Here is a 24719-nt window from a genome sequence, read left to right as displayed (position 1 = left end):
GATGGGGGGCGTGGAATGGCTCATGGACAGGGAACATAGGGTGCTTTCGGGGGCGATGAAAGCGGCGCTGCGGCTGATCTATCCGGCGCAATGCCTGTGCTGCGGCGCGGGGGTCGCGGATGGGGGCGAAGGCGCGGTGCATCTGTGCGCCGAATGCTGGCCCGAGGCTGCGTTCATCACCGGCGCCTGTTGCGATTGCTGCGGGGCGCCCTTGCCGGATGACGGGACCGGGGCGGGTGCGGTGCTGGTCTGCGATGATTGTCTGGGGGCGGTGCGCCCCTGGACGCGGGGGCGGGCGGCGATGGTCTATGCCGGGACGGGGCGGCGGCTGGTGCTGGCGCTGAAACATGGCGACCGGCTGGATCTGGCGGGGCCGATGGCGGGATGGCTGGCGCAGGCGGCGGCGCCCCTGGCCCTGCCGGACATGATCGTGGCGCCCGTGCCCCTGCATCTGCGGCGGCTGATACGGCGGAAATACAACCAGTCAGCGCAGATCTCGGGCCGGGTGGCGCACAGGCTGGGGCTGGCGCATGTGCCGGACCTGCTGGTCCGCCTGCGCCACAGCCCGGCACAGGATCATCGCAGCGTCGCCGACCGCTTTGCCAATCAGGACGGCGCGCTGGCGGTCCATCCGCGCCACGCGGCGGCGGTGGCGGGGCGACCGGTGCTGCTGATCGACGATGTCATGGCCTCGGGTGCGACGGTGCATGCGGCGGCATCGGCGCTGCTGGCGGTGGGGGCGGGGCCGATTGCGGTCGCGGTGGTGGCACGCGCGGTCAAGGATCACTAGATAAGGGATCAGTGACCGGAAAGGACCGCCATGAGCATTCAGATCTATACGACCCGCACCTGCCCCTTTTGCATCCGCGCCAAGCAATTGCTGGACCAGAAGGGCGCCCGCTATACCGAAACCGATGTCGGCGCCGATCCGGCGCTGCGCGATGCGATGACCAAGCGCGCGGGCAAGCGCAGCGTGCCGCAGATCTTCGTGGGCCAGACCCATGTCGGCGGCTGCGACGATCTTTACGCGCTGGACCGCGCGGGCAAGCTGGACGCGCTGCTGAAAGACGCGGCCTGACGCCGGATGCGGTCCCGTTGCCAGACCGTTCAGTCTGATCGGGGCCGCGTCCCACCATCGTTCCCCTTGACCCGGCCGCGCCGGGCAGGCACCCTTTCGCGTTCCCTCTTTGACCCCAGACCGGCCCCTGCGGCCCCCGGACGGCCATGACCACGCGCGCGACAGACCCTGACAAGACGACCCGGGCGATCGACCCCCGGTCCAACGACCGGCTGGCCGCCAGCCTGTTCGCCGAGGTCCTGATCGCCGATCAGCTGTCGCGCAACCTGATCAGCAAGGCGCTGCCCAAGGGGATGCAGATCTCGCATTTCTCGGTGCTGAACCTTTTGGCCCATGTGAACGAGGAACGCACCCCGGCCCAGCTGGCGGCGGCGTTTCACATCACGCGCGGGGCGATGACCAACACGCTGTCGCGGCTGGAATGGGCGGGGCATGTTCATATCCGCCCCGATTGGGACGATGCGCGGCGCAAGTTCGTGTCGATCAGCACGGCGGGCCGGGCGGCGCGCGATTCGGCCATCGCGGCCTTCATGCCGCTGATCGCCGGGGTGGTTCAGGATATCGGAGCCGAGCGGGTGCGCGGCGCCCTGCCCGTCCTGCGCGAACTGCGCCTGCGGCTGGAGGCCGACCCCCCCAAGCCCGACTAGACCCGTACCGCCCTCAGACACGGCACCCTCAGACCCGGCGGGTGGTCAGGATGTAGTTCACCGACAGATCGCGGTCCGACAGACGCCAGCCAAAGCTGACCGGGTTGAAGACCATGCCGCGCCGGTCCACGACCGACAGCCCCGCCACGCCGGCCTTGATCGCCAGCTCGTCCGGGGTGATGAACCGCGACCAGTCATGCGTGCCGCGCGGCAGCCAGCGCATGATCCATTCCGCCCCGACAATCGCCGCACCGAAACTGCGCGCCGTCCGGTTCAGGGTCGACACGATCAACAGGCCTCCCGGACGCAGCAGATCGTGGCAGGTGGCGATGAAGGCTGCGGGATCGGCGACATGTTCGACAATTTCCAGCGCCAGCACGACATCAAAGCGTTCGCCCGCCGCCGCCAGCGCCTCGGCCGTGGTGGCACGATAGTCGATCGCCAGCCCGGCCTGCGCGGCATGCGCCTCGGCCACCGAGATGTTCACCTGCGTGGCATCCGCACCCATGACAGCCGCGCCAAGCCGCGCCATGGGTTCCGCCACCAGCCCGCCGCCGCAGCCGATATCCAGCACCCGCAGCCCGTCAAAGGGCCGCAGATCATGGCGGTCGCGCCCGAATTCGGCGGCAATCTGGTCGGCGATATAATCCAGCCGCAGCGGGTTCATCAGATGCAGCGGGCGGAACTTGCCCTTGGGATCCCACCATTCGGCGGCCATCGCCTCGAACTTGGCAATCTCGGCGGGGTCGATGCTGGTCATGGCGGATGTCCTTCTGGCGGGCGGCGGCAAGAGGTCTTATAGTGTCAGCATGGACCGATTGGCAGGACAAATCTCCGCGTCACATGGCCGCCTGCACCCGGCGGTCGAGCCTTTTGCACGCCACCGGATCGAGGTCGGCGACGGCCACAGCCTGTATGTCGAGGAATGCGGAAACCCGCAGGGGCGCCCGGTTCTGGTTTTGCATGGCGGCCCCGGCGGCGGCTGCAGCCCGTTCATGCGGCGGTTCTTCGACGCCCAGCATTACCGCGTGGTGCTGTTCGATCAGCGCGGCTGCGGACGGTCGCACCCCACCGCCAGCGTTCAGGCGAACACCACGCAGCATCTGATCGCCGACATCGCGACGATCCGGACGACGCTTGGCATCGACCGCTGGCTGCTGTTCGGTGGCAGCTGGGGCGCGACGCTGGCTTTGGCCTATGCCGAGACCCATCCCGATCATGTGACCGGGCTGGTTCTGCGCGGCGTCTTTCTGGGCACGCAATCGGAACTGGACTGGTTCTATGGCGGCGGCGCGGCGCGGTTCTTTCCCGATCTGTGGGCGCGGTTCCAGGAGCCCATTCCGCTGGTTGAGCGGGACGACATGATCGGCGCCTATCACAAGCGGCTGTTCGACAGCGATCCGGGGCGGCAGGCGCGCTTTGCCCAGCCCTGGCTCGTGTGGGAAAATGCGCTGGCCGGGCTGCAGTCGCAGACCGGCAGTCAGGCGCCCGCCGAATACGCCCGTGCCTTTGCGCGGCTCGAGAATCACTATTTCAGCCACGGCTGCTTTCTGGACGAGGGCCAGCTGATGCGCGACCGTCATCGGATCGAACATCTGCCCGCCATCATCGTGCAGGGCCGCTATGACATGGTCTGCCCGCCTTTGACCGCCCACCGGCTGGCTCAGGGCTGGCCCGGCTGCGATCTGCGGCTGGTCCCCGCCTCGGGGCACGCGCTGTCCGAACCGCGCATCACCGCCGAACTGGTCGCGGTGATGGACGGGGTGCGCGACGACGACCGCAACCGAAAGACCCCATAATGAGCCTGAACCTGTTCCTGATCTTTCTGCTGGCCAGTGCGGCGGCGGCGGCGACCGGGGTGATCTTTCGCCCCGGCCCGTGGTATGCGGCCCTGAAAAAGCCGGGTTTCACGCCCCCCAACTGGGCCTTTCCGGTCGCGTGGAGCGTCATCTATCTGCTGTCGGCCTTTGCCGCTGCGCGGATCGCGGTTCTGCCCGGCGCGGGTCTGGCTCTGGCTTTGTGGTCGGCGCAGATCGCGCTGAACACGCTGTGGACGCCGGTCTTTTTCGGTGCGCACCGGATCGCGCTTGGCATGGCCATCATCGGTGCGCTGCTGGTCACGGTGGCGGGCATGACGCTGGCCTTCTGGGCGCTGGACTGGCGGTCTGGGCTGCTGCTGCTGCCCTATCTGGTCTGGCTGGGCATCGCGGCGGGCCTGAACTGGCGCATCTGGCGCGATAATCCGGGCGCCGGGGCCGCGCCGCGCTGACAGCGCTTGCATTCGGGCGGGTGCGGCGCTATATGCCCTTTCAACAGCGGTGCAGGCGTCCAAACCCTGCCCACCGGTCTTTCCGCATGGGGCACGCTGGCGGCCCCTTTTTCATGTCCGAAAGGATCTTGTTCATGTCCGACGATCAGCCCGACCTGTCCGCTTCGGCCCCCGGCCCGGTTGCCTCCGGCCCGCTTGGGACGAACGACCTGATTGCCAAGACCGCCATCGACCGGCGTCTGGCCGAGATCATCACCCCGGTGATCGAGGATCTGGGATACGAGCTGGTGCGCGTGCGCCTGCAGGGCGGCAAGACCGCGACGCTGCAGATCATGGCCGACCGTCCCGACGGCGGGATCAACGTGGATGATTGCGCGCAGATCTCGACCGCCGTCAGCGCGACGTTGGATGTCGAGGATCCGATCACCGACAATTACTATCTCGAGGTGTCCAGCCCCGGCATCGACCGCCCCCTGACCCGGCTGAAGGACTTCGAAGCCTTCGAAGGCTATGAGGCGCGGCTGGATCTGAACCAGCCCATCGACGGGCGCAAGAAGTTCAAGGGCCTGCTGGCCGGCGTCGAGGGCACCGAGGTGCTGATCAATATCGAGGAGCAGGGCCAGACCCATACGATCGGGCTGGAATTCGACCTGCTGTCGGATGCGAAACTGGTCCTGACCGACGAGTTGATCAAGGAAATGCTGCGTCAGAAGAAGGAAGCCGGGGTCGAAATCGACAACCTGGACGAAACCGCCTTTGACGAGATCGAAACCGACGACACCGATGGCGCCGACGCCGTCCAACCGAAGGAGTGAGTGATGGCGATCACCTCTGCCAACCAGCTTGAACTGTTGCAGACGGCCGAAGCCGTCGCCCGCGAAAAGATGATCGAGCCCGAGCTGGTCATCGAAGCGATGGAAGACAGCCTCGCCCGTGCCGCCAAGTCGCGCTACGGCGCCGAGATGGACATCCGCGTCAAGATCGACCGCAAGACCGGCAATGCCAGCTTTACCCGCGTGCGCACCGTCGTCGCCGATGAAGAGGTCGAGAATTATCAGGCGCAGGTCACGGTCGAGCAGGCCAAGCCCTATCTGGACAATCCCCAGATCGGCGACGAGATCATCGACATCGTGCCGCCCGTGGAACTGGGCCGCATCGCCGCGCAATCGGCCAAACAGGTGATCCTGCAGCGCGTCCGCGAGGCCGAGCGCGATCGTCAGTACGAGGAATTCAAGGACCGCGCCGGTACGATCATCAACGGCGTCGTCAAGCGCGAGGAATACGGCAACATCATCGTCGATGTGGGCCGGGGCGAGGCGATCCTGCGCCGCAACGAAAAGATCGGTCGCGAAAGCTATCGCCCGAACGACCGCATCCGCGCCTATATCAAGGATGTGCGCCGCGAGACGCGCGGTCCGCAGATCTTCCTGTCGCGCACCGATCCGCAGTTCATGGCCGAACTGTTCAAGATGGAAGTCCCAGAGATCTATGACGGCGTGATCGAGATCAAGGCCGTCGCCCGCGACCCCGGTTCGCGCGCCAAGATCGCGGTGATCAGCTATGACAGCTCGATCGACCCGGTCGGCGCCTGCGTCGGCATGCGCGGCAGCCGCGTGCAGGCCGTCGTCGGCGAATTGCAGGGCGAAAAGATCGACATCATCCCGTGGAACGAGGATCAGGCGACCTTCCTGGTCAACGCCCTGCAGCCCGCCGAGGTCAGCAAGGTCGTTTTCGACGAAGAAAACAACAAGATCGAGGTCGTGGTCCCCGACGAGCAGCTGAGCCTGGCCATCGGCCGTCGCGGCCAGAACGTGCGTCTGGCCAGCCAGCTGACCGGCTTGGACATCGACATCCTGACGGATGAAGAGGAATCCAAGCGTCGGCAGGCCGAGTTCAACTCGCGGACCGCCCTGTTCATGGAAGCGCTGGATCTGGACGAATTCTTCGCCCAGCTGCTGGTCGCCGAAGGCTTTACCAACCTCGAAGAGGTGGCCTATGTCGATCAGGGAGAGCTGCTGACCATCGACGGCGTCGATGGCGACACCGCAGCCGAGCTGCAGGCCCGGGCCCGTGACGTGCTGGAAGCCAAGAACAAGGCCGCTCTGGATGCGGCCCGCGCGCTTGGCGTCGAGGACAGCCTTGTTGAATTCGAGGGCCTGACTCCCCAGATGCTGGAGGCGCTGGCCAAGGACGGCATCAAGACGCTGGAAGATTTCGCGACCTGCGCGGATTGGGAACTGGCCGGTGGCTGGACCACCGTGAACGGCGCCCGCGTCAAGGACGAGGGCCTGCTGGAGAAGTTCGAGATCAGCCTTGAAGAAGCGCAGACGATGGTCATGACCGCGCGCGTCATGCTGGGCTGGGTCGATCCGACCGAGCTGGATGGCGAGCCCGAGGCCGACGACACCGAAGACGATGACGATGACACCAACAAGGAGGCCGGGGCCTGATCGGGCTCTGGTGCGGAGCACAGCTTGAGCCGAGGCGGACATGACAAGGACCGGGACGATGACCCGGAACGCCGGTGCATCGCCACCGGCGAGACACAACCCAAGCGCGGGCTGATCCGCTTTGTGATCGGCCCCGACGGGCAGGTCGTGCCGGATCTGGCTGAAAAGCTGCCCGGTCGCGGCATCTGGGTGACCGCCGACAAGGCGGCATTGCACAAAGCGGTCAGCAAGGGATTGTTTTCCCGCGCCGCCCGCCAGCCGGTTCTGGCGGATCCCGACCTGCCCGATCTGGTCGAGGCGGGCGTTGCCCGCAGGCTGGTCGATCTGGTATCCTTGACCCGCAAGGCGGGCCGGGCGGTGGCGGGGTTCGAAAAGGTCAAAGGCTGGCTGGCAGAGGGGCGCGCCAAGGTGCTGCTGCAGGCCAGCGACGGGTCGGAACGGGGCAAGGGCAAGCTGTGGACACCCACCGGTGGACGCTGGTTCGGCTGCCTTACGGCCTCAGAATTGGGTTTGTCCTTTGGGCGCAGTCATGTCATACACGGCGCGCTTGCGAAGGGTGGCCTGACGGACAAGGTAATCTTGGAAGCCGGCAGACTGACGGGTCTGCGCGGGCATGACGATGGCAATACGGCCGTCGGGAAGGAATGAAGACGCAGATGAGCGACAAAGACGGAAAAACCCCCTTGGGTCTTGGCGGCGCTGGCCGTTCGGGTCAGGTCAAGCAAAGCTTCAGCCACGGTCGCACCAAAAGCGTCGTCGTGGAAACCAAGCGCAAGCGCGTCGTGGTGCCCAAGGCTGCCACGCCGATGACGACTGCCGAGAAAGAGAAAAACCCGCTGACCGCCCGCATGGCAGGCGACAGCTCCAAGCGCCCCGCAGGCATCTCGGATGCCGAAATGGAGCGTCGCCTCAAGGCTCTGGCTGCCGCCAAGGCGCGCGAGGCCGATGACGCCGCACAGCGTCTGGCCGATGAAAAGGCCCGCGAGGAAGAACGCGACCGCCGCCGCGCCGAGATCGAGGCGAAAGCCAAGGAAGAGCGCGAGCGCGAAGAGGCGCAGAAAGCCAAGGCCATCGCCGAGGCCAACGCCATTCAGGACGCCGCAGACGAGGCCCGCCGCAAGGCCGAGCCGCGTCAGGAACGTCCCAAGCCCTCGGCCGGTGCGTCCAAGCCCGACACCCCCGATCAGGCCAGCATCGAGGCTGCCGCCTCGCGCGCCGAGACCAAGGGCGTCACCACCGGCGTGGCCCGCAAGACGACCGACCGCGCGGGCGATCGCCCCGATCGCGACAAGGCCGCCAAGGTCAAGACAGATGACAGCCGTCGCGGCGGCAAGCTGTCGCTGAACCAGGCGCTGAACGGCGAAGCCGGGCGTCCGCGCAGCATGGCTGCGATGAAGCGCAAGCAGGAACGCACCCGCCAGAAGGCGATGGGCCAGTCGGTCCGTCCCGAAAAGCAGGTTCGTGACGTGCGTCTGCCGGAAACCATCGTGGTGCAGGAACTGGCCAACCGGATGGCCGAACGCGCCGCCGATGTCGTCAAGTCGCTGATGAAAATGGGCATGATGGTCACCATCAACCAGCCCATCGACGCCGACACCGCCGAGATGGTGATCGAGGAATTCGGCCATAAGGTGGTCCGAGTCAGCGACCGCGACGTCGAACAGGTCATCGATTCGGTCGGCGACAAGGACGAGGATCTGGTCACCCGCCCGCCGATCATCACGATCATGGGCCATGTCGACCACGGCAAGACCTCGCTTCTGGATGCGCTCCGCAAGGCGAATGTCGTCTCGGGCGAGGCTGGCGGGATCACCCAGCATATCGGCGCCTATCAGGTGACGACCGATTCGGGCGCGGTGCTGTCGTTCCTCGACACGCCGGGCCACGCGGCCTTCACCTCGATGCGGGCGCGCGGCGCCAATGTCACTGACATCGTCGTGCTGGTGGTGGCCGCCGATGACGCGGTCATGCCGCAGACGATCGAGGCGATCAACCACGCCAAGGCCGCCAAAGTGCCGATGATCGTGGCGATCAACAAGATCGACAAGCCCTCGGCCGATCCGCAGAAGGTCCGCACGGATCTGCTGCAGCACGAGGTCGTGGTCGAGGCCATGTCCGGCGACGTGCAGGATGTCGAGGTTTCGGCCAAGACCGGCCAGGGTCTGGACACCTTGCTGGAGGCCATCGCGCTGCAGGCCGAGATCCTGGAACTCAAGGCCAACCCCAACCGGGCGGCTCAGGGTGCGGTGATCGAGGCGCAGCTGGATGTGGGCCGTGGCCCCGTCGCGACCGTTCTGGTCCAGCACGGCACCCTGCGTCGCGGCGACATCTTTGTCGTCGGCGAACAGTGGGGCAAGGTCCGGGCGCTGATCAACGACAAGGGCGAGCGCGTCGACGAGGCCGGACCGTCGGTCCCGGTCGAGGTTCTGGGCCTGAACGGCACCCCCGAAGCAGGGGACGTGCTGAACGTCGTCGATACCGAGGCGCAGGCCCGCGAGATCGGCGAATTCCGCGCCCAACAGACCAAGGACAAGCGCGCCGCTGCCGGTGCCGCGACCACGCTGGAACAGCTGATGGCCAAGGCCAAGGCCGATGTCAGCGTGTCGGAACTGGCCGTGGTCGTGAAGGCCGACGTGCAGGGTTCGGCCGAAGCCATCGTGCAGGCCCTTGAAAAGGTCGGCAATGATGAGGTTCGCGTCCGCGTGCTGCATTACGGCGTCGGTGCGATCACCGAATCCGATATCGGTCTGGCCGAAGCGTCGGGCGCCCCGGTCATCGGCTTCAACGTCCGCGCCAACGCTCCGGCCCGCAATGCCGCCAACCAGAAAGGGGTCGAGATCCGCTATTACTCGATCATCTACAATCTGGTCGACGACATCAAAGCCGCCGCCTCGGGGATGCTGTCGAACGAGATCCGCGAGAACTTCATCGGCTATGCGGCGATCAAAGAGGTCTTCAAGGTCACGGGCATCGGCAAGGTCGCCGGCTGTCTGGTCACCGAAGGCGTTGCACGCCGCTCGGCTGGCGTGCGCCTGCTGCGCGACAACGTGGTCGTTCACGAAGGCACGCTGAAGACGCTCAAGCGCTTCAAGGACGAGGTCAAGGAAGTGCAGTCCGGTCAGGAATGCGGCATGGCCTTCGAGAATTACGACGATATCCGCCCCGGCGATGTCATCGAGATCTTCGAGCGCGAAGAGGTCGAACGGACCCTGTAAGGCCCGGGCCCTCTGGAATGCGAAACAAGGGCGGCCCTGCGGGGCCGCCCTTTTTCATGGACCGATGATGAGGTGGTTTCGGCGGGGCCCCGGCGCCTTGATCGGGGATCTGCGCGCCCCTGCAGACAACAAAAAAGGGGCAGCCCTCCCCGGACCGCCCCTTTCCTTGCTGTGATCCGGCGAGGCGCTCCCCTCCGCGCCGGATCGGGCATCAGTTGCCGATCGGCTTGCCTTCAAAGGTGCGGTCGCCGACGCGGACCAAAATGTTCCCGTTGGTCGAGGAGCCCTCGAAAAGCCCCTGGATCGAGATGTAGCTGCCGATCGAGATTGTGCGAATCATGTCAAGTCCTCCTCAGTTGCATACGGTATGATAGTCATGAAACAGTTAACAAAGAGTGTACTCTTTAATCATCTAAGACTTTTTTGGGCAGCATGACAACTGGAACGGTAAAATTTGTGCTTTTAAAGCCACATTTGCAGAGTCGGTATCAGCGGTATGTCAGCTTCGGGCATAGGGTAATTGCGCAAATCTGTCGCACGGACCCAGGCCAGCTGCTGATTCTCTTGCGGTTGCACAATTCCTGACCACTTGCGGCAGGCGAACAGCGGCATCAGCAGATGGAATGATTCGTAGGCATGGCTGGCAAAGCCGATGGGCGCCAGACAGCTGTTCCATGTCTGGATCCCCAGCTCTTCGTCCAGCTCGCGGATCAGGGCGGCTTCGGGGGTCTCGTCGGGTTCGATCTTGCCACCGGGAAATTCCCACAGGCCCGCCATCGCTTTGCCCTCGGGGCGCTGTGCCAGAAGCACCCGCCCGTCGGGATCGATCAGCGCCGCCGCCGCCACAAGGACGATCTTCAAGACCGGTAATCCGCGTTGATGTCGATATAGCCATGCGTCAGATCGCAGGTCCAGACCGTCCGCGCGCCCGTCCCCAGCCCCAGATCGACGCCGATCCGCAGGTTCTGGTTCGTCATATAGGCGCTGGCCGCGGCCTCGTCGTAGCCGGGCGCGCGCCAGCCGTTCTCGGCCAGAACCATGTCGCCAAAGCTGATCCGCAGCAGATCACGATCGGCCTTGGCGCCCGATTTTCCGACGGCCATGACGATGCGGCCCCAATTGGCGTCCTGTCCGGCGATGGCGGTCTTGACCAGCGGCGAATTGGCGATCGCCATGGCGACCTTATGGGCATCGGCCTCGGTCGCGGCACCGGTCACCGCCACCTCGATGAATTTCGTGGCGCCCTCGCCGTCGCGGACGACCTGGTGGGCCAGATCGCGCATGACCCCGTGCAGGCCCGTGACAAAGGCCCGGCCCGCATCGCTGTCCAGATCGGTGATCGGCGCGGCATCCGCCTGGCCCGTCGCCGCCAGGATCAGCGCATCCGAGGTCGAGGTGTCGCTGTCCACGGTGATCGCGTTGAAGGTCGCATCCAGCCCCGATGACAGCGCCTGCTGCAACAGATCCGCCGGCAGCCGCGCATCGGTAAAGACATAGACCAGCATCGTCGCCATGTCGGGCGCGATCATCCCCGACCCCTTGGCGATGCCCACGATCTGCACCGGCCCGCCTTCGGCCTTCACGACCGCCGAGGCGCCCTTGGGAAAGGTGTCGGTGGTCATGATCGCCTGCGCGGCGCCAGCCACGCCGCCCGCATCCAGACCCGCGACCAGATCACCGATCACCGCGACGATCCGGTCATGGGGCAGCGGCTCTCCGATGACCCCGGTCGAGGATGAAAAGACCCTGCCCTGCGGCAGATCCAGCGCCGCCGCGACGGCCCCGGTCACGGCATCGACGGATGCCTGCCCCCGTGCGCCGGTAAAGGCATTGGCATTGCCGGAATTGATCAGGATCGCCGCGCCCTGCGGCGCATCGCCCCCGGCGGCCAGCTTGGCCTGATTGTCCAACACGCAGGCCGCGCGGGTCGAGGACCGCGTAAAGGCCCCCGCCACCGTGCTGCCCGGTGCGATGCGGATCAGCGTCACATCGGTGCGGCCCTGATATTTCACGCCCGCCGCCGCACTGGCGAAATCGATGCCGTCGATCACCGGCAGGTCTGGAAACCGTGCCGGGGCCAGCGGCGAGACCGGCAGCCCCGCCTTGCCCATCAGTTCGCCTCCAGCAGGTCGGTCTGGCTCAGCAGCGCGGGATCGACGCCTTCCGTCTTTTCGATCTGGGCACCTTCGACCAGCCGCGCGATCTCGGCCTCGACTTTTTCACGCAGGACCATCTGGGTCAGCTCGGCGCGCACCTCTTCCAAGGGGGGCGCCTCGCGCAGGCGGGTTTCGTTCAGCTTGATCACATGCCAGCCGAATTCGGTCTGGACGGGGTCGGACACGGCGCCCGGCTCCATCGCGGCCACGGCTTCGGCAAAGGGCGGCACCATCTGATCGGCGGTGAACCAGCCCAGATCGCCCTGATTGGGTCCCGAGGGTCCGGTCGAGTTTGCCTCGGCCACCGCGCCGAATTCGGCGCCGCCATCGACCTCGGCCTTCAGCGCGTTCGCCTCTTCCTCGGTTTCGACCAGAATATGGGCGGCATTGTATTCGGTCACACTGCCCTGATCGGCAAAGAACCGGTCATAGGCGGCCTGCAGTTCCTCGTCCGTCGGTTCGCCGTCGGCGATCTGGGTGACGGCGGCCGAAGCCAGCGTATTGCGCCGCTGCAATTCCAGCTGAGCGCGCACGGCAGCGGTTTCCTCGGCCGAGGCGGCGACGGCGGTCTGGCGGATCAGCTGGTCCAGCATCATGTCCCACAGCGCGGGATCGGGCAGATCGGCCATCGCCGGGTCCTGGATCGACTGTTTCATCACGATCATCTGGCCAAGTGTAATGTCCTGGCCATCGACGGTCGCGACGACCTGATCGGCGCCCTCGCCGCCTTGGGCGAAAACGGGCGCGGACAGCATCGGCACCGCGATCAGGGCGGCGGCCAGCAGGTGCGGTCGGGTCATGGGACATCCTTTGCATCATGGCGCGCACCCCCTGCGGGGCCGGGCCAACATTGACAGTCAGGCAGGCGGCGCCTACATCCAAGCCAACTCCGTGGAAGGCGCCGCCGCCGCGTTCGTTCAGGCCCCTGATACGGCAAGGCAGCCGGTGCGGGCAAGTGGGCCGCAGGTGACGACCCTTTCCCAACAACGTGATGGCGAAGGTAACATGATCGGTAATCTGGCAAAGATGGTCTTTGGGACGCCCAATGACCGCAAGGTCAAGGGCACGCGTCCCTTGGTGGCGCGCATCAACGCGCTTGAGGATCAGTTCCGGGCGCTGTCCGATGCGGGTCTGATCGAAAAGACGCAGGAATTTCGCGCCCGCGTGACCGGGGGCGCGTCGCTGGACGACATCCTGCCCGAGGCTTTCGCCAATTGCCGCGAGGGTGCGCGCCGGGCCCTTGGCTTGCGGGCCTTCGACGTGCAGCTGATGGGCGGGATCTTCCTGCACGAGGGTAACATTGCCGAGATGAAGACCGGCGAGGGCAAGACCCTTGTCGCCACCTTCCCTGCCTATCTGAACGCGCTGTCCGGCAAGGGCGTGCATGTCGTCACCGTGAACGACTATCTGGCCAAGCGCGACGCCGAATGGATGAGCAAGGTCTATGCCCAGCTGGGAATGAGCTGCGGCGTCGTCGTCCCCTTTCAGCCCGAGGGCGAAAAGCGCGAGGCTTATGCCTGCGACGTGACCTATGCCACGAACAATGAACTGGGCTTCGACTATCTTCGCGACAACATGAAGGGGTCCGTCGCCGAGATGGTCCAGCGCGGTCACAATTTCGCCATCGTGGACGAGGTCGACAGCATCCTGATCGACGAGGCGCGCACGCCGCTGATCATCAGCGGCCCGTCGCAGGACCGCAGCGAGCTGTACAAGGTGCTGGACGCCTATGTGCCTTTGCTGACCGACGAACATTACAAGCTGGACGAAAAAGCCCGCAACGCCACCTTCACCGAAGAGGGCAACGAGTTTCTGGAACAGCGCCTGACCGCCGATGGCGTGCTGCCCGAAGGCCAGACGCTGTACGATCCGGAATCGACCACCATCGTGCATCACGCCAATCAGGCCCTGCGCGCGCATAAGCTGTTTCTAAAGGACCAGCATTACATGCTGCGCGAGGGCGAGGTCGCGCTGATCGATGAATTCACCGGCCGGATGATGAAGGGCCGCCGCCTGTCGGACGGTCTGCATCAGGCGATCGAGGCCAAGGAAGGCGTCGAGATCCAGCCCGAAAACGTGACGCTGGCATCGGTGACCTTCCAGAATTATTTCCGTCTTTACGACCGCCTGTCGGGCATGACCGGCACGGCATCGACCGAGGCCGAGGAGTTCGCGGAAATCTACAAGCTGGGCGTGGTCGAGGTGCCGACGAATCGCGGCATCGCGCGGATCGACGATCATGACCGCGTCTATCGCACCGCAGGCGAAAAATACGCCGCCGTGATCGAGGCCATCAAAGAGGCTCATGCGAAAGGCCAGCCGACGCTGGTCGGCACCACCAGCATCGAGAAATCCGAACTGCTGTCCGAAATGCTGAAGAAGGACGGCGTGCCCCACAACGTCCTGAACGCCCGCCAGCACGAGGCCGAGGCCCAGATCGTCGCCGATGCGGGCAAGCCCGGTGTCGTGACGATCGCCACCAACATGGCCGGTCGCGGCACCGACATCCAGCTGGGCGGCAATGTCGAGATGAAGGTGATGGAGGCGCTGAAATCGGACCCCGACGCCGATCCCGACGCCGTGCGCGCCCAGATCGAGGCTGGCCACGCCACCGACAAGCAAACCGTGCTGGAGGCCGGGGGCCTGTTCGTTCTGGGCACCGAACGCCACGAATCGCGGCGCATCGACAACCAGTTGCGCGGACGTTCGGGCCGTCAGGGCGATCCGGGGCGGTCGCTGTTCTTCCTGTCGCTGGATGACGACCTGATGCGGATCTTCGGCTCCGAACGTCTGGACAAGGTTTTGTCCTCGCTTGGCATGAAAGAGGGCGAGGCGATCATCCATCCTTGGGTGAACAAGTCGCTGGAACGCGCTCAGGCCAAGGTCGAGGGGCGCAACTTCGACATCCGCAAGCAATTGCTGAAATTCGACGATGTGATGAACGACCAGCGCAAGGCCATCTTCGGCCAGCGCCGCGAGATCATGGACAGCGAGGAAGTGGGCGAGATCACCGCCGACATGCGCCATCAGGTGATCGACGATCTGATCGACGATCACATGCCCGCGCGGTCCTATGCCGATCAATGGGACAGCGACGGGCTGAAGGTCGCCGTGCGCGAACGGCTGAACCTGAACCTGCCGATCCCGGACTGGGCCGCCGAGGATGGCGTCGATCACGACGCCATGCGCGACAGGATCACCGCCGCCAGCGACCGCTATATGGCCGACAAGGCGGCGGCATTTGGCGCCGAAACAATGGTGCAGATCGAAAAGCAGGTGTTACTGCAGCAGATCGACCAGAAATGGCGCGATCACCTGCTGACGCTGGACCATCTGCGGTCGGTCGTGGGCTTTCGCGGCTATGCGCAGCGCGATCCCCTGTCGGAATACAAGACCGAGGCGTTCCAGCTGTTCGAGGCCCTGCTGGACGGGCTGCGCTTTGACGTGACGCAGCGCCTGTGCCAGATCCGCCCGCTGACCGAAGCCGAACGCGCCGACATGCTGCGCCAGATGGCCGACCAGCAAAAGGCGGCTCAGGCCGATCTGACGATGGAACATGACGGCGAAACGCAGGCCGATGGGGCGCCTGCGCCGACCCAGCCCGCCGCACCGGCACCGGCACCCCAAGCCCCGGCACCGGCCCGCGCACCGCAGGTGGCCTTCAACGAGGCAGACCCGTCGACCTGGGGCAACCCGTCGCGCAACGACCTGTGCCCTTGCGGCTCGGGCAAGAAGTTCAAGCATTGCCACGGCGCGATCTAAGGGAATGAGCGTTAAGGCAAGGGGCCCTGACATCTGTCAGGCCCCCCTGCCCGCCCCGGCTTATCCGGAAACTTGTCGGCAGATTGCACCCTGAACGGTCTTGACGATCGCGGGCATGACGGGTGACCTGAACGCCCGTGTCTTTCCGTCCGGTCCCGCCCAAGGGCGGACCCCGCGGCATCGACCCGGCAGACGCGACAAGGAAAGACACGATGCTGCTCTTTGACGGACTGCTTTATCTGGATGTCCAGAAGACCGGATCGACCTTTGTCACCGCCTTTCTGCAGGCCTGCTATCGCAAACCGCAGATCCATTATCACCAGCATGCCCGCCTGCGCCGCGCCCTTGCCCCCGGGACGCTTGGGGTGATTTCGGTGCGCGAACCGCTGGCGCAATACCGGTCGCTGTTCCGCTATGGGCTGGACGGCAAGGGGGGGTTGTATCACCGCCTCAAGGATCAGGATCTGGACGAGGTCTATCAGCCCACGCAGGAGGGCTTTGAAACTTTTGTCGAAATCCTGCTGGCCCCCGAAAGCGCCCGCCTGCTGCATGACAGCTTTGGCCCCGTGGCGCGCAAGTTCGGCATCGGGCTGATGACCTATCGTCATCTGCTGCTGGCGATGAAATGGCCGCTGGCGACGCTGAAGAAACTGCCGCGCGACCAACTGCACAGCGCCTATCCCGACCTCAGGATCTGGCGCGAATCGCTGCGTCAGGAACACCTGACCGACGACTTGCGCGACTTGGCCGCCCGCCATCCCGATCTGTTCGATGCGACGGCGGTCGAGGCGTTTCTGGCGCCCCGCCCAAAGATCAACCCCTCGGCCCGTGGCGCAGAGCTGTCCACCGATCTGTCAAAGCCGCTGATGGCCCGCCTGCTGGAACGCGAGTCGCTGGTCTATAAGACCTTCTACCCCGAGGCGCTGGCCGCCCATCGCGCCCGCATCGGCTGAGCCTGCATCGGCTGAGCCCGCATCAACCAAGCCGCGCGGGCAGTGCCCATCCGCGCAGCAGATCATCCGCCGCCATCGGCTTTTTCCCCGCCCGCTGCGCCAGCAGCACCTGCACCGCACCCGATCCGCAGGCGATCGCAAAGCCGGGCAGGACCATCCCCGGTTCACCCGATCCGTCAATCACCCGGCTGTCCAGCAGCTTGACCCGTTCATCGCCGATCTGGCACCAGGCGCCGGGAAAGGGGGACAGACCCCGGATCTGGCGGTCGATTTCGGGGGCGGGGCGGGTCCAGTCGATCCGCGCCTCGGCCTTGTCGATCTTGGCGGCATAGGTCACCCCCGCATCGGGCTGAGGCCGCGCGGACAGCGGCAACCGGTCCAGCACATCGACGATCAGATCCGCGCCCATCCCCGACAACCGGTCATGCAGGCTGGCGGTCGTATCATGCGCGCCGATGGCCGTGCGCGCCTCGGCCAGCACCGGGCCGGTATCCAGCCCGGCCTCCATCTGCATGATCGCGACGCCGGTTTCCGCATCGCCCGCCAGAATGGCCCGGTGAATCGGCGCCGCCCCCCGCCAGCGCGGCAGGATCGAGGCATGGATGTTCAGGCACCCCAAGCGCGGCGCATCCAGCACCGCCTGCGGCAGGATCAGCCCATAGGCGACCACCACCGCCACATCCGCCCCCAAGGCGGCAAAATCGGCCTGTGCCTGCGGATCGCGCAACCGTTCGGGCACCCGAACCTCGATCCCCAAAGCCTCTGCGGCGCGATGCACCGGCGAAGGGCGCGGCTTCTGCCCCCGTCCAGCAGCGCGCGGAGGCTGGGTATAGACCGCCACGACCCGGTGCCGCGCGGCAATCGCCTGCAAGGCCGGGACGGAAAACTCCGGTGTTCCCATGAAGATCACATCCATCGCCCGGCCCCTTTGCTGATCCCAAGGGCCCCTCTATGCGACCTGCGACCGGCCCTATCAAGCCCGGTGGCCTCAGCGGCGCGCCAGCTTGGCCGATTTCGCGACCAGCATCTTGCGGCGCAGGGGCGTCAGGTGGTCGACATACAGCCGCCCCGCCAGATGGTCGATCTGATGCTGCACGCTGGTCGCCCAAAGACCCACGAAATCGCGATCCTCGACCTCTCCGGTCTCGTTCAGGAACCGGACGGTGACCGCACGCGGACGCTGGACCGGGGCCGAGACACCGGGCAGGTTGGGGCTGGCCTCGTCATGGCTGCGCAGCTTGACGCTTTCGTGCAGCACGACCGGATTGGCCATGCGCACCGCCTGCCCCCGCTTGTCGGACGCATCGACCACCGCCAGCTGCAGCATGATCCCGATCTGCGGCGCGGCCAGACCGACGCCGGGCATCGCCTCCATCGTGTCGATCATGTCGTCCCAGATCATGCGCACGGTCTCGGTCACCGTATCGACGGGTTCGGCAGCCCGGTGCAGGCGCGGATCGGCATAGGGCAGGAAGGCGCGCGCGGCCATCAGTCGGTCACGATCAGGCGGCCGTCCAGATGGTCGGCCTCGTGCTGCGCGATCCGCCCGGCCTCGCCATCCATCTGCTGCAGCTGATGCAGACCGTCCAGATCGTACCAGGACAGGCCGATCGCCACGGGTCGCGTCACCTCGACGGGGCGGTCGGGGATGGACAGGCAGGCCTCGGTCAGGGTCGCTGTCTCGGGGCTGCGCACAAGGATCTCGGGATCGGCCATGACCATCGGTTCGGGCGCCCCCCGCTTCCATCCGGCATCCATGACAAAGATCCGGCGCATGACACCGATCTGCGGCGCGGCCAGCCCGCGTCCCCCGGCATCATACATGGTGGCCAGCAGATCGGCGGCCAGCTGGCGCAGTTCCGGCCCGCTTAAGAATCCCGCAGGCTCGCAGCGCTGACGCAGCCGCGCATCGGGCCACAGTACCAGATCCCGCACCACGCCCCCGGCCAGAGGCCCCGTCAGCACGGGCCGGACCCAGGCTGAGGCGTCCGGGCGATCAGGCACGGGCGCTTTCCCGCTTCAGCTTGACCATCCTGCGGGTGATCATCTGCCGCTTGATGGCCGACAGATGGTCGATGAACAGGATCCCGTCCAGATGATCCAGCTCGTGCTGGGCGCAGGTGGCCCAAAGCTGGTCGAACTCGCGGCTGTGAGTCTTGCCGTCCAGCCCCAGCCAGCGCATCCGCAGCTGCGCCGGGCGGGTCACCTCGCCATATTGCTCGGGGATCGACAGGCAGCCTTCCTCATAGGTGTTCAGCGCGTCCGACACCCAGTCAATCTCGGGATTGACCAGCACCAGCGGCGCGGGCGCAGCCTCGGGGTCGCGGGTGGCATCCATGACGAAGACCCGGGCATTCACGCCGATCTGCGGCGCGGCCAGACCGATGCCGGGCGCCTCGTACATGATCGCCAGCATCTCATCGGCCAGCGCCTCGATCTCGGGCGTGATGCGGGCCACGGGTGCGGCGGCCTTTTTCAGGCGCGGATCGGGATGGATCAGGATCGGTCTCAGGCTCATGCCCCCGGATTTAGGCCAAGCCTTCACCATAAGCAACAACAGGCGTATGCAGAAGCGACGCAACCTGCAGGAGCTTTCATGACCGCCCCAGATTTCGACAGGATCATCGACCGCCGCGGCACGCATTGCAGCAAATGGGACGACATGCAGTCGGCCTATGGCGTCTCGCCCGATGACGGGCTGGCCATGTGGGTGGCAGATATGGACTTCGCGCCCCCCGCCGCCGTGCAGGCCGTGGTTCAGGCGCAGGCGGATCATGGCGTCTATGGCTATCCCGGCGCGAACCCGGCCTATCTGCAGGCGATCCGCTGGTGGATGGATCATCGCCACGGCTGGCAGATCGACCCCGACTGGATTCTGACCTGCGCGGGCCTTGTGAACGGCGTCGCCCTGACGCTGGACGCCTGTACGAAGCCCGGCGACGGGGTCATCGTGATGAGCCCGGTCTATCACGCCTTCGCCCGGGTGATCGCCGCCGCAGGCCGCGATCTGGTCGAACTGCCGCTGGCCCTGTCGGATGGCCAGTACCGCATGGACTGGCCCGCATGGGAGGGGATGCTGAAAGGCCATGAACGGCTGCTGATCCTGTGTTCGCCCCATAATCCCGGCGGCCGCATCTGGTCGCCCGAGGAACTGGCCGAGGTCGCCAGCTTCTGCCAGCGCCACGACCTGATTCTTGTTTCCGACGACATCCATTGCGATCTGGTCCTGCCCGGCAGCCCGCGCCATCACATGATCGCGACCGTGGCGCCGCAGATCACCGACCGGCTGATCACCCTGACCGCCGCCACCAAGACCTTCAACATCGCCGGCGCCCATATCGGCAATGCGATCATCGCCGACCCGGACCTGCGGGCGCGGTTCAAGGCCGCCCTGATGGCGCGCGGCATCTCGCCCGGGATGCTTGGCATGGACATGGTCGCCGCCGCCTATTCGCCCGAAGGCGCGGCCTGGGTCGATGCCTTGATGACCTATCTCGACGGAAACCGCCGGATCTTCGATCAGGGCGTGAATGCCATCCCCGGTCTCGCCTCGATGCCCCTGCAAGCCACCTATCTGTCATGGGTCGATTTCGCAGGCACCGGGATGACCATGGCCGAGGTCACGGCCCGCGTCGAACAGACCGCGCGGATCGCGGCCAATCACGGCCCCACCTTCGGCAGGGGCGGCGACAGCTTCCTGCGCTTCAACATCGCCACCCCCCGCACCCGCGTGACCGAGGCCGTGGCCCGCCTGCAGGCCGCCTTCGCCGACCTGCAATAGGCCCCGCCCCTTCATCTTGGCCCCAATATCCTCAGGGGGTGAATTGGCCGGCACGGCCAAGAGGGGGCGCGAGCGCCCCCTGCCCCCCTCACCGCCATCGCGGTTCCCGGAGGCTCGCGCCCCCGCGTTGCAACCCATCCCAAGCCGTCCTATACAGCCCCAACCCGAACCCCAAAGGCATCCCGCATGGTCTATCTGGATTTCGAAAAACCGCTCGCCGATATCGAGGGCAAGGCCGAGGAACTGCGCGCCATGGCCCGCAAGGGCGAAGGGGCCGTCGATGTCGAGAAAGAGGCCGCGGCGCTGGACCGCAAATCCGCCGATCTTCTGCGCGACCTCTACAAATCGCTGAACCCGTGGCGCAAGACGCAGGTGGCGCGCCATCCCGACCGGCCCCATTGCAGCGATTACATCGCCGCGCTCTTCACCGATTACACGCCTCTGGCAGGCGACCGCGCCTTTGGCGACGATCACGCGGTGATGGGCGGCCTTGCGCGCTTCAACGACGCGCCCTGCATGGTCATCGGCCATGAAAAGGGCAATGACACCAAATCCCGCATCCACCACAATTTCGGCATGGCCCGCCCCGAGGGGTATCGCAAGGCCATCCGGCTGATGGACATGGCGCACAGGTTCGGCCTGCCGGTGATCACGCTGGTCGACACGCCCGGCGCCTATCCCGGCAAGGGTGCCGAGGAACGCGGCCAAAGTGAGGCGATCGCCCGCTGCACGATGAAATGCCTTGAAATCGGCGTACCGTTGGTCAGCGTCATCATCGGCGAGGGCGGATCGGGCGGCGCCGTGGCCTTTGCCACCGCCAACCGCATCGCCATGCTGGAACATTCGATCTATTCGGTCATCTCGCCCGAGGGCTGCGCTTCGATCCTGTGGAAGGATGCCGAAAAGATGCGCGACGCGGCCGAGGCGCTGCGCCTGACCGCGCAGGATCTGAAAAAGCTGGCCGTCATCGACGCGATCATCCCCGAACCTCTGGGCGGCGCGCAGCGTGCACCTGCCGAGGCAATCTCTGCCGTCGGCCTGCAGATCGCGGCCATGCTGGACGAACTCAAGGGCCTCAAGCCCGCCGAACTGGTCAAGGACCGCCGCGCCAAGTTTCTGGCGATGGGGTCGCGGGGCCTGGCTGCCTGAAACTCACGCAACTGTGATAGATCGGCAACAGCCGCGTCAGAACGACGCGGCTGTCTTGCCATGCCACCTTGTGCGATTTGCGGCGCTGCGGCAGCTTGCAACTCTGCCCGCAACCATGCGCGATAAAAGGAGGGGCGAATGATCAAGATGCATTTCACCCCCGTCCAGATGCGCAACGGCACATCGCGACAGCGCACGCTGTCCTGATCGCCGCCTGCCAAGGCAGACCCCACCGACGCTGTAACCTGACCTGACCGCATCGCGCGGGCCTGTCCGCATGGCGTCATCCCCCAACCATCCACCCAACCGAACCGTCCAAGGCCCCCATGGCTTTGCCGGTCCCTGTTCCGGAGAGAACCGATGATTGCTGATCTGCATCCGCAAACCGCCCGCCTGCGGCCCGCCATGCACCGTCTGATCGCACGCCATGGTGCGACGGCGGTCCTTTGGGCCGCGATCCGCGCGGCGCTGCTGCCTCGGCGCAGACGGCCAAGGCCACCCGACCCTTACCTGCTCAGCCCGCACATGCGGCGTGACATCGGCCTGCCGCCCGCAGGCCCGCATGTGCCCCGCTATTACGAGCTGAGATGATCCTGATCACGGGCGGCGCCATCGGCGTCGTCCGACACGGTCGATGATGGCAAAGCCAGCCCGGCTTCGGCCATCAGGCGGTCGGAATGGGTCTCGATCTCGGCCTCCAGCCGGGGCAGCAGACCCTCGGATGGCACGTCGGGGCCGATCACCGGCAGGAACTCGACCACCGCGCGGCCTGACCGGATGCCCCATCCGCTGCGGGGCCAGAACATGCCGGTATTGACCGCGACCGGCACCACAGGCAGGCCGGTGCCCGAACGGATCGTCGCCACCCCCTGCTTATAGGGTCGGCGCTGCCCCGGCAGGGTCCGCGTGCCCTCGGGATAGATGATCAGCTGCCCCAGCCCCTCGCCTGCCATGCGCGCGTTGATGGTCGTCGAGATCGCCGCCATTGCGTCGCGACCCCGGCCCCGGTCGATGGGGATGCAGCCGGTCTTCCACGCATACCAGCCCATGACCGGCACGCGCATCACCTCGCGCTTCATGATGAAGGCGCGGCGGGGGACGGCATGGGCGATGATCAGGATGTCCCAGAAGCTTTGATGCTTGGCCGCGACGATGCAGTCCTCGGTGGGCGGCGTACCACGGATCTCGCAGGTCAGGCCCAGATAGACGCGCGCCGACCAGACCATATGCCCGATCCAGCGCGTGGCGATCCGGTTGGCGCCCTCGCGCCCGCGGCGCAGCGCGGGCAGGCCCGCCAGCCCGATCACCAGCGTGGCGATGGCGATATGCACATAGAACAAGACGTTGCGCAGATATTGCCAGACGGTCAGCGGCGCCGGTCGGGCGCCGGACGGGCCGCTCATCTGACCGCGTCCAGCATGGTCAGCGCCGCCCACCGGGTCGCCACGAAGGCCAGCCCCGCCGCGATCAGCGGGATGGTCATCGGCATCAGCCAGTCCCAGCCCTGAAAGCCAAGCCCGGTCATGAACCCGCCCGCCGCACTGGCCCCGGGCAACAGCGCCACGCAACCCATCCCGGCCAGCGTCCCGATCACCGATCCCACCGCCGCGCGCCGCGTAAAGCGCCGCACAAAGGCCGTGGCGATGGTCAGATCGCGCGCGCCGATCAGGCGCAGGACGCGGATCACCTGACCGTTCGCCGCCAGCGCCGCCTTGGCCGCCAGCGTGATCATCGCGGCCGATGCCGCCCCGATCAGCAACAGCGACACGATGCCCAGCATCCGCAGCCGGTTCGCCGCCGAGACCAGCGGCCTGCGCCATTCGGTATGATCATCCAGCACCGCGCCGGGCGCCTCGGCCTCCAGCCGCAGGCGCAGACCCTCGGCGTCAAAATCGTCGCCCGTGACGGGCAGATCGATCAGCGCGGGCACGGGCAGCGCATCGACGGGCATGTCGGGGCCGAACCACGGCTCCAGCAGGTCGGCCAGCTCATCCTGGGGCAGCAGCCGGGGCTGGCCCGCGCCGGGCGTCTCGGACAGGATCGACAGGGCGCCCTGCACCTGCGCCTCCTGATCCGCGACCGGGGCGCTGACGCGCACCGTCACGCTGCCCGCCAGTTCGGACGCCCACCGGTCGGCCAGCCGCCCCGTCGCCAGCGCCAGGGCCAGCGCAAAGACCGCCAGAAACGCCATCGCACCGGCAGAAAACAAGGTCAGCTGGGCGGTGAAGCCGGTCGGAGGGACGATCCGGTCGCCCTTGCCGCCCTCGGCCCCTGCCAGCCCCTGCCACAGGATCGACAGGTTCAGCCCGCGAAAATTCCGGCCCATCACAGATCCGCCCCCGCCAGTTGCAGATTGCCGCCCGAGATCCGCAGCACCCGCGCCGTCACCTGCGCCTTGGTGGCGCGGATCAGGTTCAGGTCATGGGTCGCGACCAGCACGGTCTTGCCCGATTTGTTCAACTCGATCAGCAGCTGCATCAGCCGCATCGACATGTCCCAGTCCAGATTGCCCGTGGGTTCATCCGCCAGCACCAGATCGGGCGACAGGATCACCGCCCGGGCCAGCGCGGCGCGCTGGCGTTCGCCGCCCGACAGGGACGGCGGCAGCGCGCGGGCATGCTGGGACAACTGCACCCAGCCCAACAGATCGCGCAGCGCCTCCATATCGACCTCTTCCCCGGCAACGGTCAGGGGCAGGGCCACGTTTTCGGCGACCGGCAGGTGGTCCAGAAACTGCGGATCCTGATGGACCACGCCAACGCGGCGGCGCAGATCGGCGATCTGGTCGCGCGACAGGCTGCGCAGATCGGCCCCGAATGCCGTCATCTGCCCCGAACTGGGCAGAAGATCCGCATAGCACAGCCTCAGCAGCGTGGTCTTGCCCGATCCTGACGGCCCGGTCAGGAAATGGAACATGCCCGGCTGCAGGGTCAGGGTCATGCCCGACAGCAGCTCGGCCTGTCCGTGGTAGCCGAAGCCCACCTCCCGCATCTCGATCACGCGAACCTCATTTCCGTTACGGCCCGTCTGACGCGGGACCTGCCGTCCGGCGGCTTGGAAGCCGGACCCGCGCTTGATAGAACAAGGCAGCGACGATTGCGAGGGTGGCATGGCTGAAATCAAGTTGATCTGTTCAGGCTGCGGCGCGCAATTCACGCTGCCACAGGGCGCGATCCCCGTGGCCGGACGTCAGGTGTCGTGCAATCGCTGCGGCCATGTCTGGATGGCCCATCCCCCGGCCCCCGACACCCCGCTGGAT

Annotated in this window: 27 protein-coding genes; 15 read left to right on the top strand and 12 right to left on the bottom strand. The window is 66.2% G+C overall.

The genetic code is table 11. From position 1 onward, the window contains the following. Position 1 precedes the first annotated feature (1 nt). The 3 genes from EG885_RS17880 (at position 2) to EG885_RS17870 (ending at position 1725) form a co-directional block, all read left to right on the top strand. The gene (locus EG885_RS17880) at positions 2 to 790 is read left to right on the top strand and encodes a ComF family protein (RefSeq protein ID WP_341352769.1); all 789 of its coding nucleotides are present in this window, start codon (positions 2 to 4) and stop codon (positions 788 to 790) included. Between the two features lie 30 nt (positions 791 to 820). After that, positions 821 to 1078, top strand: coding sequence for a glutaredoxin 3 (grxC, locus tag EG885_RS17875; RefSeq protein WP_131577251.1), 258 nt, complete (start codon positions 821 to 823; stop codon positions 1076 to 1078). A gap of 146 nt (positions 1079 to 1224) precedes the next feature. After that, positions 1225 to 1725 (top strand): MarR family winged helix-turn-helix transcriptional regulator, encoded by a 501-nt coding sequence (locus EG885_RS17870; protein ID WP_131577249.1) that lies wholly within the window; start codon positions 1225 to 1227, stop codon positions 1723 to 1725. A gap of 28 nt (positions 1726 to 1753) precedes the next feature. Here EG885_RS17870 and ubiG read toward each other — a convergent pair whose 3' ends face one another. Beyond that, positions 1754 to 2485 (bottom strand): bifunctional 2-polyprenyl-6-hydroxyphenol methylase/3-demethylubiquinol 3-O-methyltransferase UbiG, encoded by a 732-nt coding sequence (gene ubiG, locus EG885_RS17865; protein ID WP_131577247.1) that lies wholly within the window; start codon positions 2483 to 2485, stop codon positions 1754 to 1756. Positions 2486 to 2534: 49 nt separating this feature from the next. Between ubiG and pip the strand changes: the two genes are divergently transcribed. From pip to infB, 6 genes are all read left to right on the top strand, one after another. Next, on the top strand, positions 2535 to 3524 hold the full coding sequence (gene pip / locus EG885_RS17860; RefSeq protein WP_131577245.1) for a prolyl aminopeptidase: 990 nt from the start codon (positions 2535 to 2537) through the stop codon (positions 3522 to 3524). Then, entirely contained in the window at positions 3524 to 3994 is a 471-nt protein-coding gene (tspO, locus tag EG885_RS17855; protein WP_131577243.1) for a tryptophan-rich sensory protein TspO, read from the top strand. The genes pip and tspO overlap by 1 nt, the downstream gene beginning before the upstream one ends. 134 nt (positions 3995 to 4128) lie before the next feature. Next, positions 4129 to 4809: a ribosome maturation factor RimP gene (gene rimP, locus EG885_RS17850; RefSeq protein WP_131577241.1), complete on the top strand. Its 681-nt coding sequence runs from the start codon at positions 4129 to 4131 to the stop codon at positions 4807 to 4809. 3 nt (positions 4810 to 4812) lie between these two features. Next, positions 4813 to 6444 (top strand): transcription termination factor NusA, encoded by a 1632-nt coding sequence (nusA, locus tag EG885_RS17845; protein ID WP_131577239.1) that lies wholly within the window; start codon positions 4813 to 4815, stop codon positions 6442 to 6444. Between the two features lie 24 nt (positions 6445 to 6468). Continuing rightward, on the top strand, positions 6469 to 7092 hold the full coding sequence (locus EG885_RS17840) for an RNA-binding protein (RefSeq protein ID WP_131577237.1): 624 nt from the start codon (positions 6469 to 6471) through the stop codon (positions 7090 to 7092). 8 nt (positions 7093 to 7100) lie between these two features. After that, on the top strand, positions 7101 to 9659 hold the full coding sequence (gene infB / locus EG885_RS17835; RefSeq protein ID WP_131577235.1) for a translation initiation factor IF-2: 2559 nt from the start codon (positions 7101 to 7103) through the stop codon (positions 9657 to 9659). Positions 9660 to 9870: 211 nt separating this feature from the next. Here the strand turns inward: infB and EG885_RS23470 are convergent, their stop codons facing one another. The 4 genes from EG885_RS23470 to EG885_RS17820 form a co-directional block, all read right to left on the bottom strand. Next, the gene (locus EG885_RS23470; protein WP_278248493.1) at positions 9871 to 9999 is read right to left on the bottom strand and encodes a hypothetical protein; all 129 of its coding nucleotides are present in this window, start codon (positions 9997 to 9999) and stop codon (positions 9871 to 9873) included. A gap of 122 nt (positions 10000 to 10121) precedes the next feature. Continuing rightward, complete coding sequence (locus EG885_RS17830; protein ID WP_131577233.1) at positions 10122 to 10520, bottom strand: (deoxy)nucleoside triphosphate pyrophosphohydrolase; 399 nt, start codon at positions 10518 to 10520, stop codon at positions 10122 to 10124. Beyond that, positions 10517 to 11770: a bifunctional glutamate N-acetyltransferase/amino-acid acetyltransferase ArgJ gene (argJ, locus tag EG885_RS17825; RefSeq protein WP_131577231.1), complete on the bottom strand. Its 1254-nt coding sequence runs from the start codon at positions 11768 to 11770 to the stop codon at positions 10517 to 10519. Before argJ ends, EG885_RS17830 begins: the two co-directional genes overlap by 4 nt. Beyond that, positions 11770 to 12615 (bottom strand): peptidylprolyl isomerase, encoded by an 846-nt coding sequence (locus tag EG885_RS17820; RefSeq protein WP_131577229.1) that lies wholly within the window; start codon positions 12613 to 12615, stop codon positions 11770 to 11772. The genes argJ and EG885_RS17820 overlap by 1 nt, the downstream gene beginning before the upstream one ends. Positions 12616 to 12820: 205 nt before the next feature. Between EG885_RS17820 and secA the strand changes: the two genes are divergently transcribed. Next, positions 12821 to 15577, top strand: a complete 2757-nt coding sequence (secA, locus tag EG885_RS17815) for a preprotein translocase subunit SecA (protein WP_131577227.1) — start codon at positions 12821 to 12823, stop codon at positions 15575 to 15577. A 212-nt stretch (positions 15578 to 15789) separates the two neighbouring features. Beyond that, positions 15790 to 16530, top strand: coding sequence for a hypothetical protein (locus tag EG885_RS17810; RefSeq protein ID WP_131577224.1), 741 nt, complete (start codon positions 15790 to 15792; stop codon positions 16528 to 16530). A 22-nt stretch (positions 16531 to 16552) separates the two neighbouring features. On the opposite strand, the gene fmt is transcribed toward EG885_RS17810, so the two are convergent. The 4 genes from fmt to def (EG885_RS17790) form a co-directional block, all read right to left on the bottom strand. Next, complete coding sequence (gene fmt / locus EG885_RS17805) at positions 16553 to 17446, bottom strand: methionyl-tRNA formyltransferase (protein ID WP_131577222.1); 894 nt, start codon at positions 17444 to 17446, stop codon at positions 16553 to 16555. A gap of 72 nt (positions 17447 to 17518) precedes the next feature. Further along, a complete protein-coding gene (def, locus tag EG885_RS17800; protein ID WP_131577220.1) occupies positions 17519 to 18019 on the bottom strand; it encodes a peptide deformylase in 501 nt (166 codons plus the stop codon). Next, positions 18019 to 18534, bottom strand: a complete 516-nt coding sequence (locus EG885_RS17795; protein WP_131577218.1) for a peptide deformylase — start codon at positions 18532 to 18534, stop codon at positions 18019 to 18021. The genes def (EG885_RS17800) and EG885_RS17795 overlap by 1 nt, the downstream gene beginning before the upstream one ends. Continuing rightward, positions 18527 to 19048, bottom strand: a complete 522-nt coding sequence (gene def, locus EG885_RS17790; RefSeq protein WP_131577216.1) for a peptide deformylase — start codon at positions 19046 to 19048, stop codon at positions 18527 to 18529. Before def (EG885_RS17790) ends, EG885_RS17795 begins: the two co-directional genes overlap by 8 nt. A 78-nt stretch (positions 19049 to 19126) precedes the next feature. Here def (EG885_RS17790) and EG885_RS17785 point away from each other — a divergent pair, with 78 nt between their 5' ends. The 3 genes from EG885_RS17785 (at position 19127) to EG885_RS17775 (ending at position 22051) form a co-directional block, all read left to right on the top strand. Continuing rightward, entirely contained in the window at positions 19127 to 20311 is a 1185-nt protein-coding gene (locus EG885_RS17785; protein ID WP_131577214.1) for a MalY/PatB family protein, read from the top strand. A 186-nt stretch (positions 20312 to 20497) separates the two neighbouring features. After that, the gene (locus tag EG885_RS17780; RefSeq protein WP_131577212.1) at positions 20498 to 21460 is read left to right on the top strand and encodes an acetyl-CoA carboxylase carboxyltransferase subunit alpha; all 963 of its coding nucleotides are present in this window, start codon (positions 20498 to 20500) and stop codon (positions 21458 to 21460) included. Between the two features lie 360 nt (positions 21461 to 21820). Next, positions 21821 to 22051, top strand: a complete 231-nt coding sequence (locus EG885_RS17775; RefSeq protein ID WP_131577210.1) for a hypothetical protein — start codon at positions 21821 to 21823, stop codon at positions 22049 to 22051. Here EG885_RS17775 and EG885_RS17770 read toward each other — a convergent pair. The 3 genes from EG885_RS17770 to EG885_RS17760 are packed head-to-tail and all read right to left on the bottom strand — an operon-like array spanning position 22036 to position 24460. Next, on the bottom strand, positions 22036 to 22863 hold the full coding sequence (locus EG885_RS17770; RefSeq protein WP_131577208.1) for a lysophospholipid acyltransferase family protein: 828 nt from the start codon (positions 22861 to 22863) through the stop codon (positions 22036 to 22038). The genes EG885_RS17775 and EG885_RS17770 overlap by 16 nt on opposite strands. Beyond that, positions 22860 to 23786 (bottom strand): cell division protein FtsX, encoded by a 927-nt coding sequence (locus EG885_RS17765; RefSeq protein WP_379106235.1) that lies wholly within the window; start codon positions 23784 to 23786, stop codon positions 22860 to 22862. The genes EG885_RS17770 and EG885_RS17765 overlap by 4 nt, the downstream gene beginning before the upstream one ends. Further along, positions 23786 to 24460, bottom strand: a complete 675-nt coding sequence (locus EG885_RS17760) for a cell division ATP-binding protein FtsE (protein ID WP_131577204.1) — start codon at positions 24458 to 24460, stop codon at positions 23786 to 23788. The genes EG885_RS17765 and EG885_RS17760 overlap by 1 nt, the downstream gene beginning before the upstream one ends. Positions 24461 to 24569: 109 nt before the next feature. Between EG885_RS17760 and EG885_RS23590 the strand changes: the two genes are divergently transcribed. Continuing rightward, positions 24570 to 24719, top strand: a 150-nt coding sequence (locus EG885_RS23590) for a zinc-ribbon domain-containing protein (protein ID WP_207392322.1), incomplete at its 3' end; no start/stop codon positions are given.

The organism is Paracoccus nototheniae (assembly GCF_004335005.1).
Lineage (GTDB): Bacteria > Pseudomonadota > Alphaproteobacteria > Rhodobacterales > Rhodobacteraceae > Paracoccus > Paracoccus nototheniae.
Note: the sequence above shows the minus strand (reverse complement) of the source record. Positions and strands in the feature narration are given on the sequence as shown.

Bases quoted from the DNA above. Each gene is read 5' to 3' on its own strand.
- EG885_RS17880 (WP_341352769.1), top strand. From the start codon at position 2: ATGGGGGGCGTGGAATGGCTCATGGACAGGGAACATAGGGTGCTTTCG.
- grxC (WP_131577251.1), top strand. From the start codon at position 821: ATGAGCATTCAGATCTATACGACCCGCACCTGCCCCTTTTGCATCCGC.
- EG885_RS17870 (WP_131577249.1), top strand. From the start codon at position 1,225: ATGACCACGCGCGCGACAGACCCTGACAAGACGACCCGGGCGATCGAC.
- ubiG (WP_131577247.1), bottom strand. From the start codon at position 2,485: ATGACCAGCATCGACCCCGCCGAGATTGCCAAGTTCGAGGCGATGGCC.
- pip (WP_131577245.1), top strand. From the start codon at position 2,535: ATGGACCGATTGGCAGGACAAATCTCCGCGTCACATGGCCGCCTGCAC.
- tspO (WP_131577243.1), top strand. From the start codon at position 3,524: ATGAGCCTGAACCTGTTCCTGATCTTTCTGCTGGCCAGTGCGGCGGCG.
- rimP (WP_131577241.1), top strand. From the start codon at position 4,129: ATGTCCGACGATCAGCCCGACCTGTCCGCTTCGGCCCCCGGCCCGGTT.
- nusA (WP_131577239.1), top strand. From the start codon at position 4,813: ATGGCGATCACCTCTGCCAACCAGCTTGAACTGTTGCAGACGGCCGAA.
- infB (WP_131577235.1), top strand. From the start codon at position 7,101: ATGAGCGACAAAGACGGAAAAACCCCCTTGGGTCTTGGCGGCGCTGGC.
- EG885_RS23470 (WP_278248493.1), bottom strand. From the start codon at position 9,999: ATGATTCGCACAATCTCGATCGGCAGCTACATCTCGATCCAGGGGCTT.
- argJ (WP_131577231.1), bottom strand. From the start codon at position 11,770: ATGGGCAAGGCGGGGCTGCCGGTCTCGCCGCTGGCCCCGGCACGGTTT.
- EG885_RS17820 (WP_131577229.1), bottom strand. From the start codon at position 12,615: ATGACCCGACCGCACCTGCTGGCCGCCGCCCTGATCGCGGTGCCGATG.
- secA (WP_131577227.1), top strand. From the start codon at position 12,821: ATGATCGGTAATCTGGCAAAGATGGTCTTTGGGACGCCCAATGACCGC.
- EG885_RS17810 (WP_131577224.1), top strand. From the start codon at position 15,790: ATGCTGCTCTTTGACGGACTGCTTTATCTGGATGTCCAGAAGACCGGA.
- fmt (WP_131577222.1), bottom strand. From the start codon at position 17,446: ATGGATGTGATCTTCATGGGAACACCGGAGTTTTCCGTCCCGGCCTTG.
- def (WP_131577220.1), bottom strand. From the start codon at position 18,019: ATGGCCGCGCGCGCCTTCCTGCCCTATGCCGATCCGCGCCTGCACCGG.
- def (WP_131577216.1), bottom strand. From the start codon at position 19,048: ATGAGCCTGAGACCGATCCTGATCCATCCCGATCCGCGCCTGAAAAAG.
- EG885_RS17785 (WP_131577214.1), top strand. From the start codon at position 19,127: ATGACCGCCCCAGATTTCGACAGGATCATCGACCGCCGCGGCACGCAT.
- EG885_RS17780 (WP_131577212.1), top strand. From the start codon at position 20,498: ATGGTCTATCTGGATTTCGAAAAACCGCTCGCCGATATCGAGGGCAAG.
- EG885_RS17775 (WP_131577210.1), top strand. From the start codon at position 21,821: ATGATTGCTGATCTGCATCCGCAAACCGCCCGCCTGCGGCCCGCCATG.
- EG885_RS17770 (WP_131577208.1), bottom strand. From the start codon at position 22,863: ATGAGCGGCCCGTCCGGCGCCCGACCGGCGCCGCTGACCGTCTGGCAA.
- EG885_RS17765 (WP_379106235.1), bottom strand. From the start codon at position 23,786: ATGGGCCGGAATTTTCGCGGGCTGAACCTGTCGATCCTGTGGCAGGGG.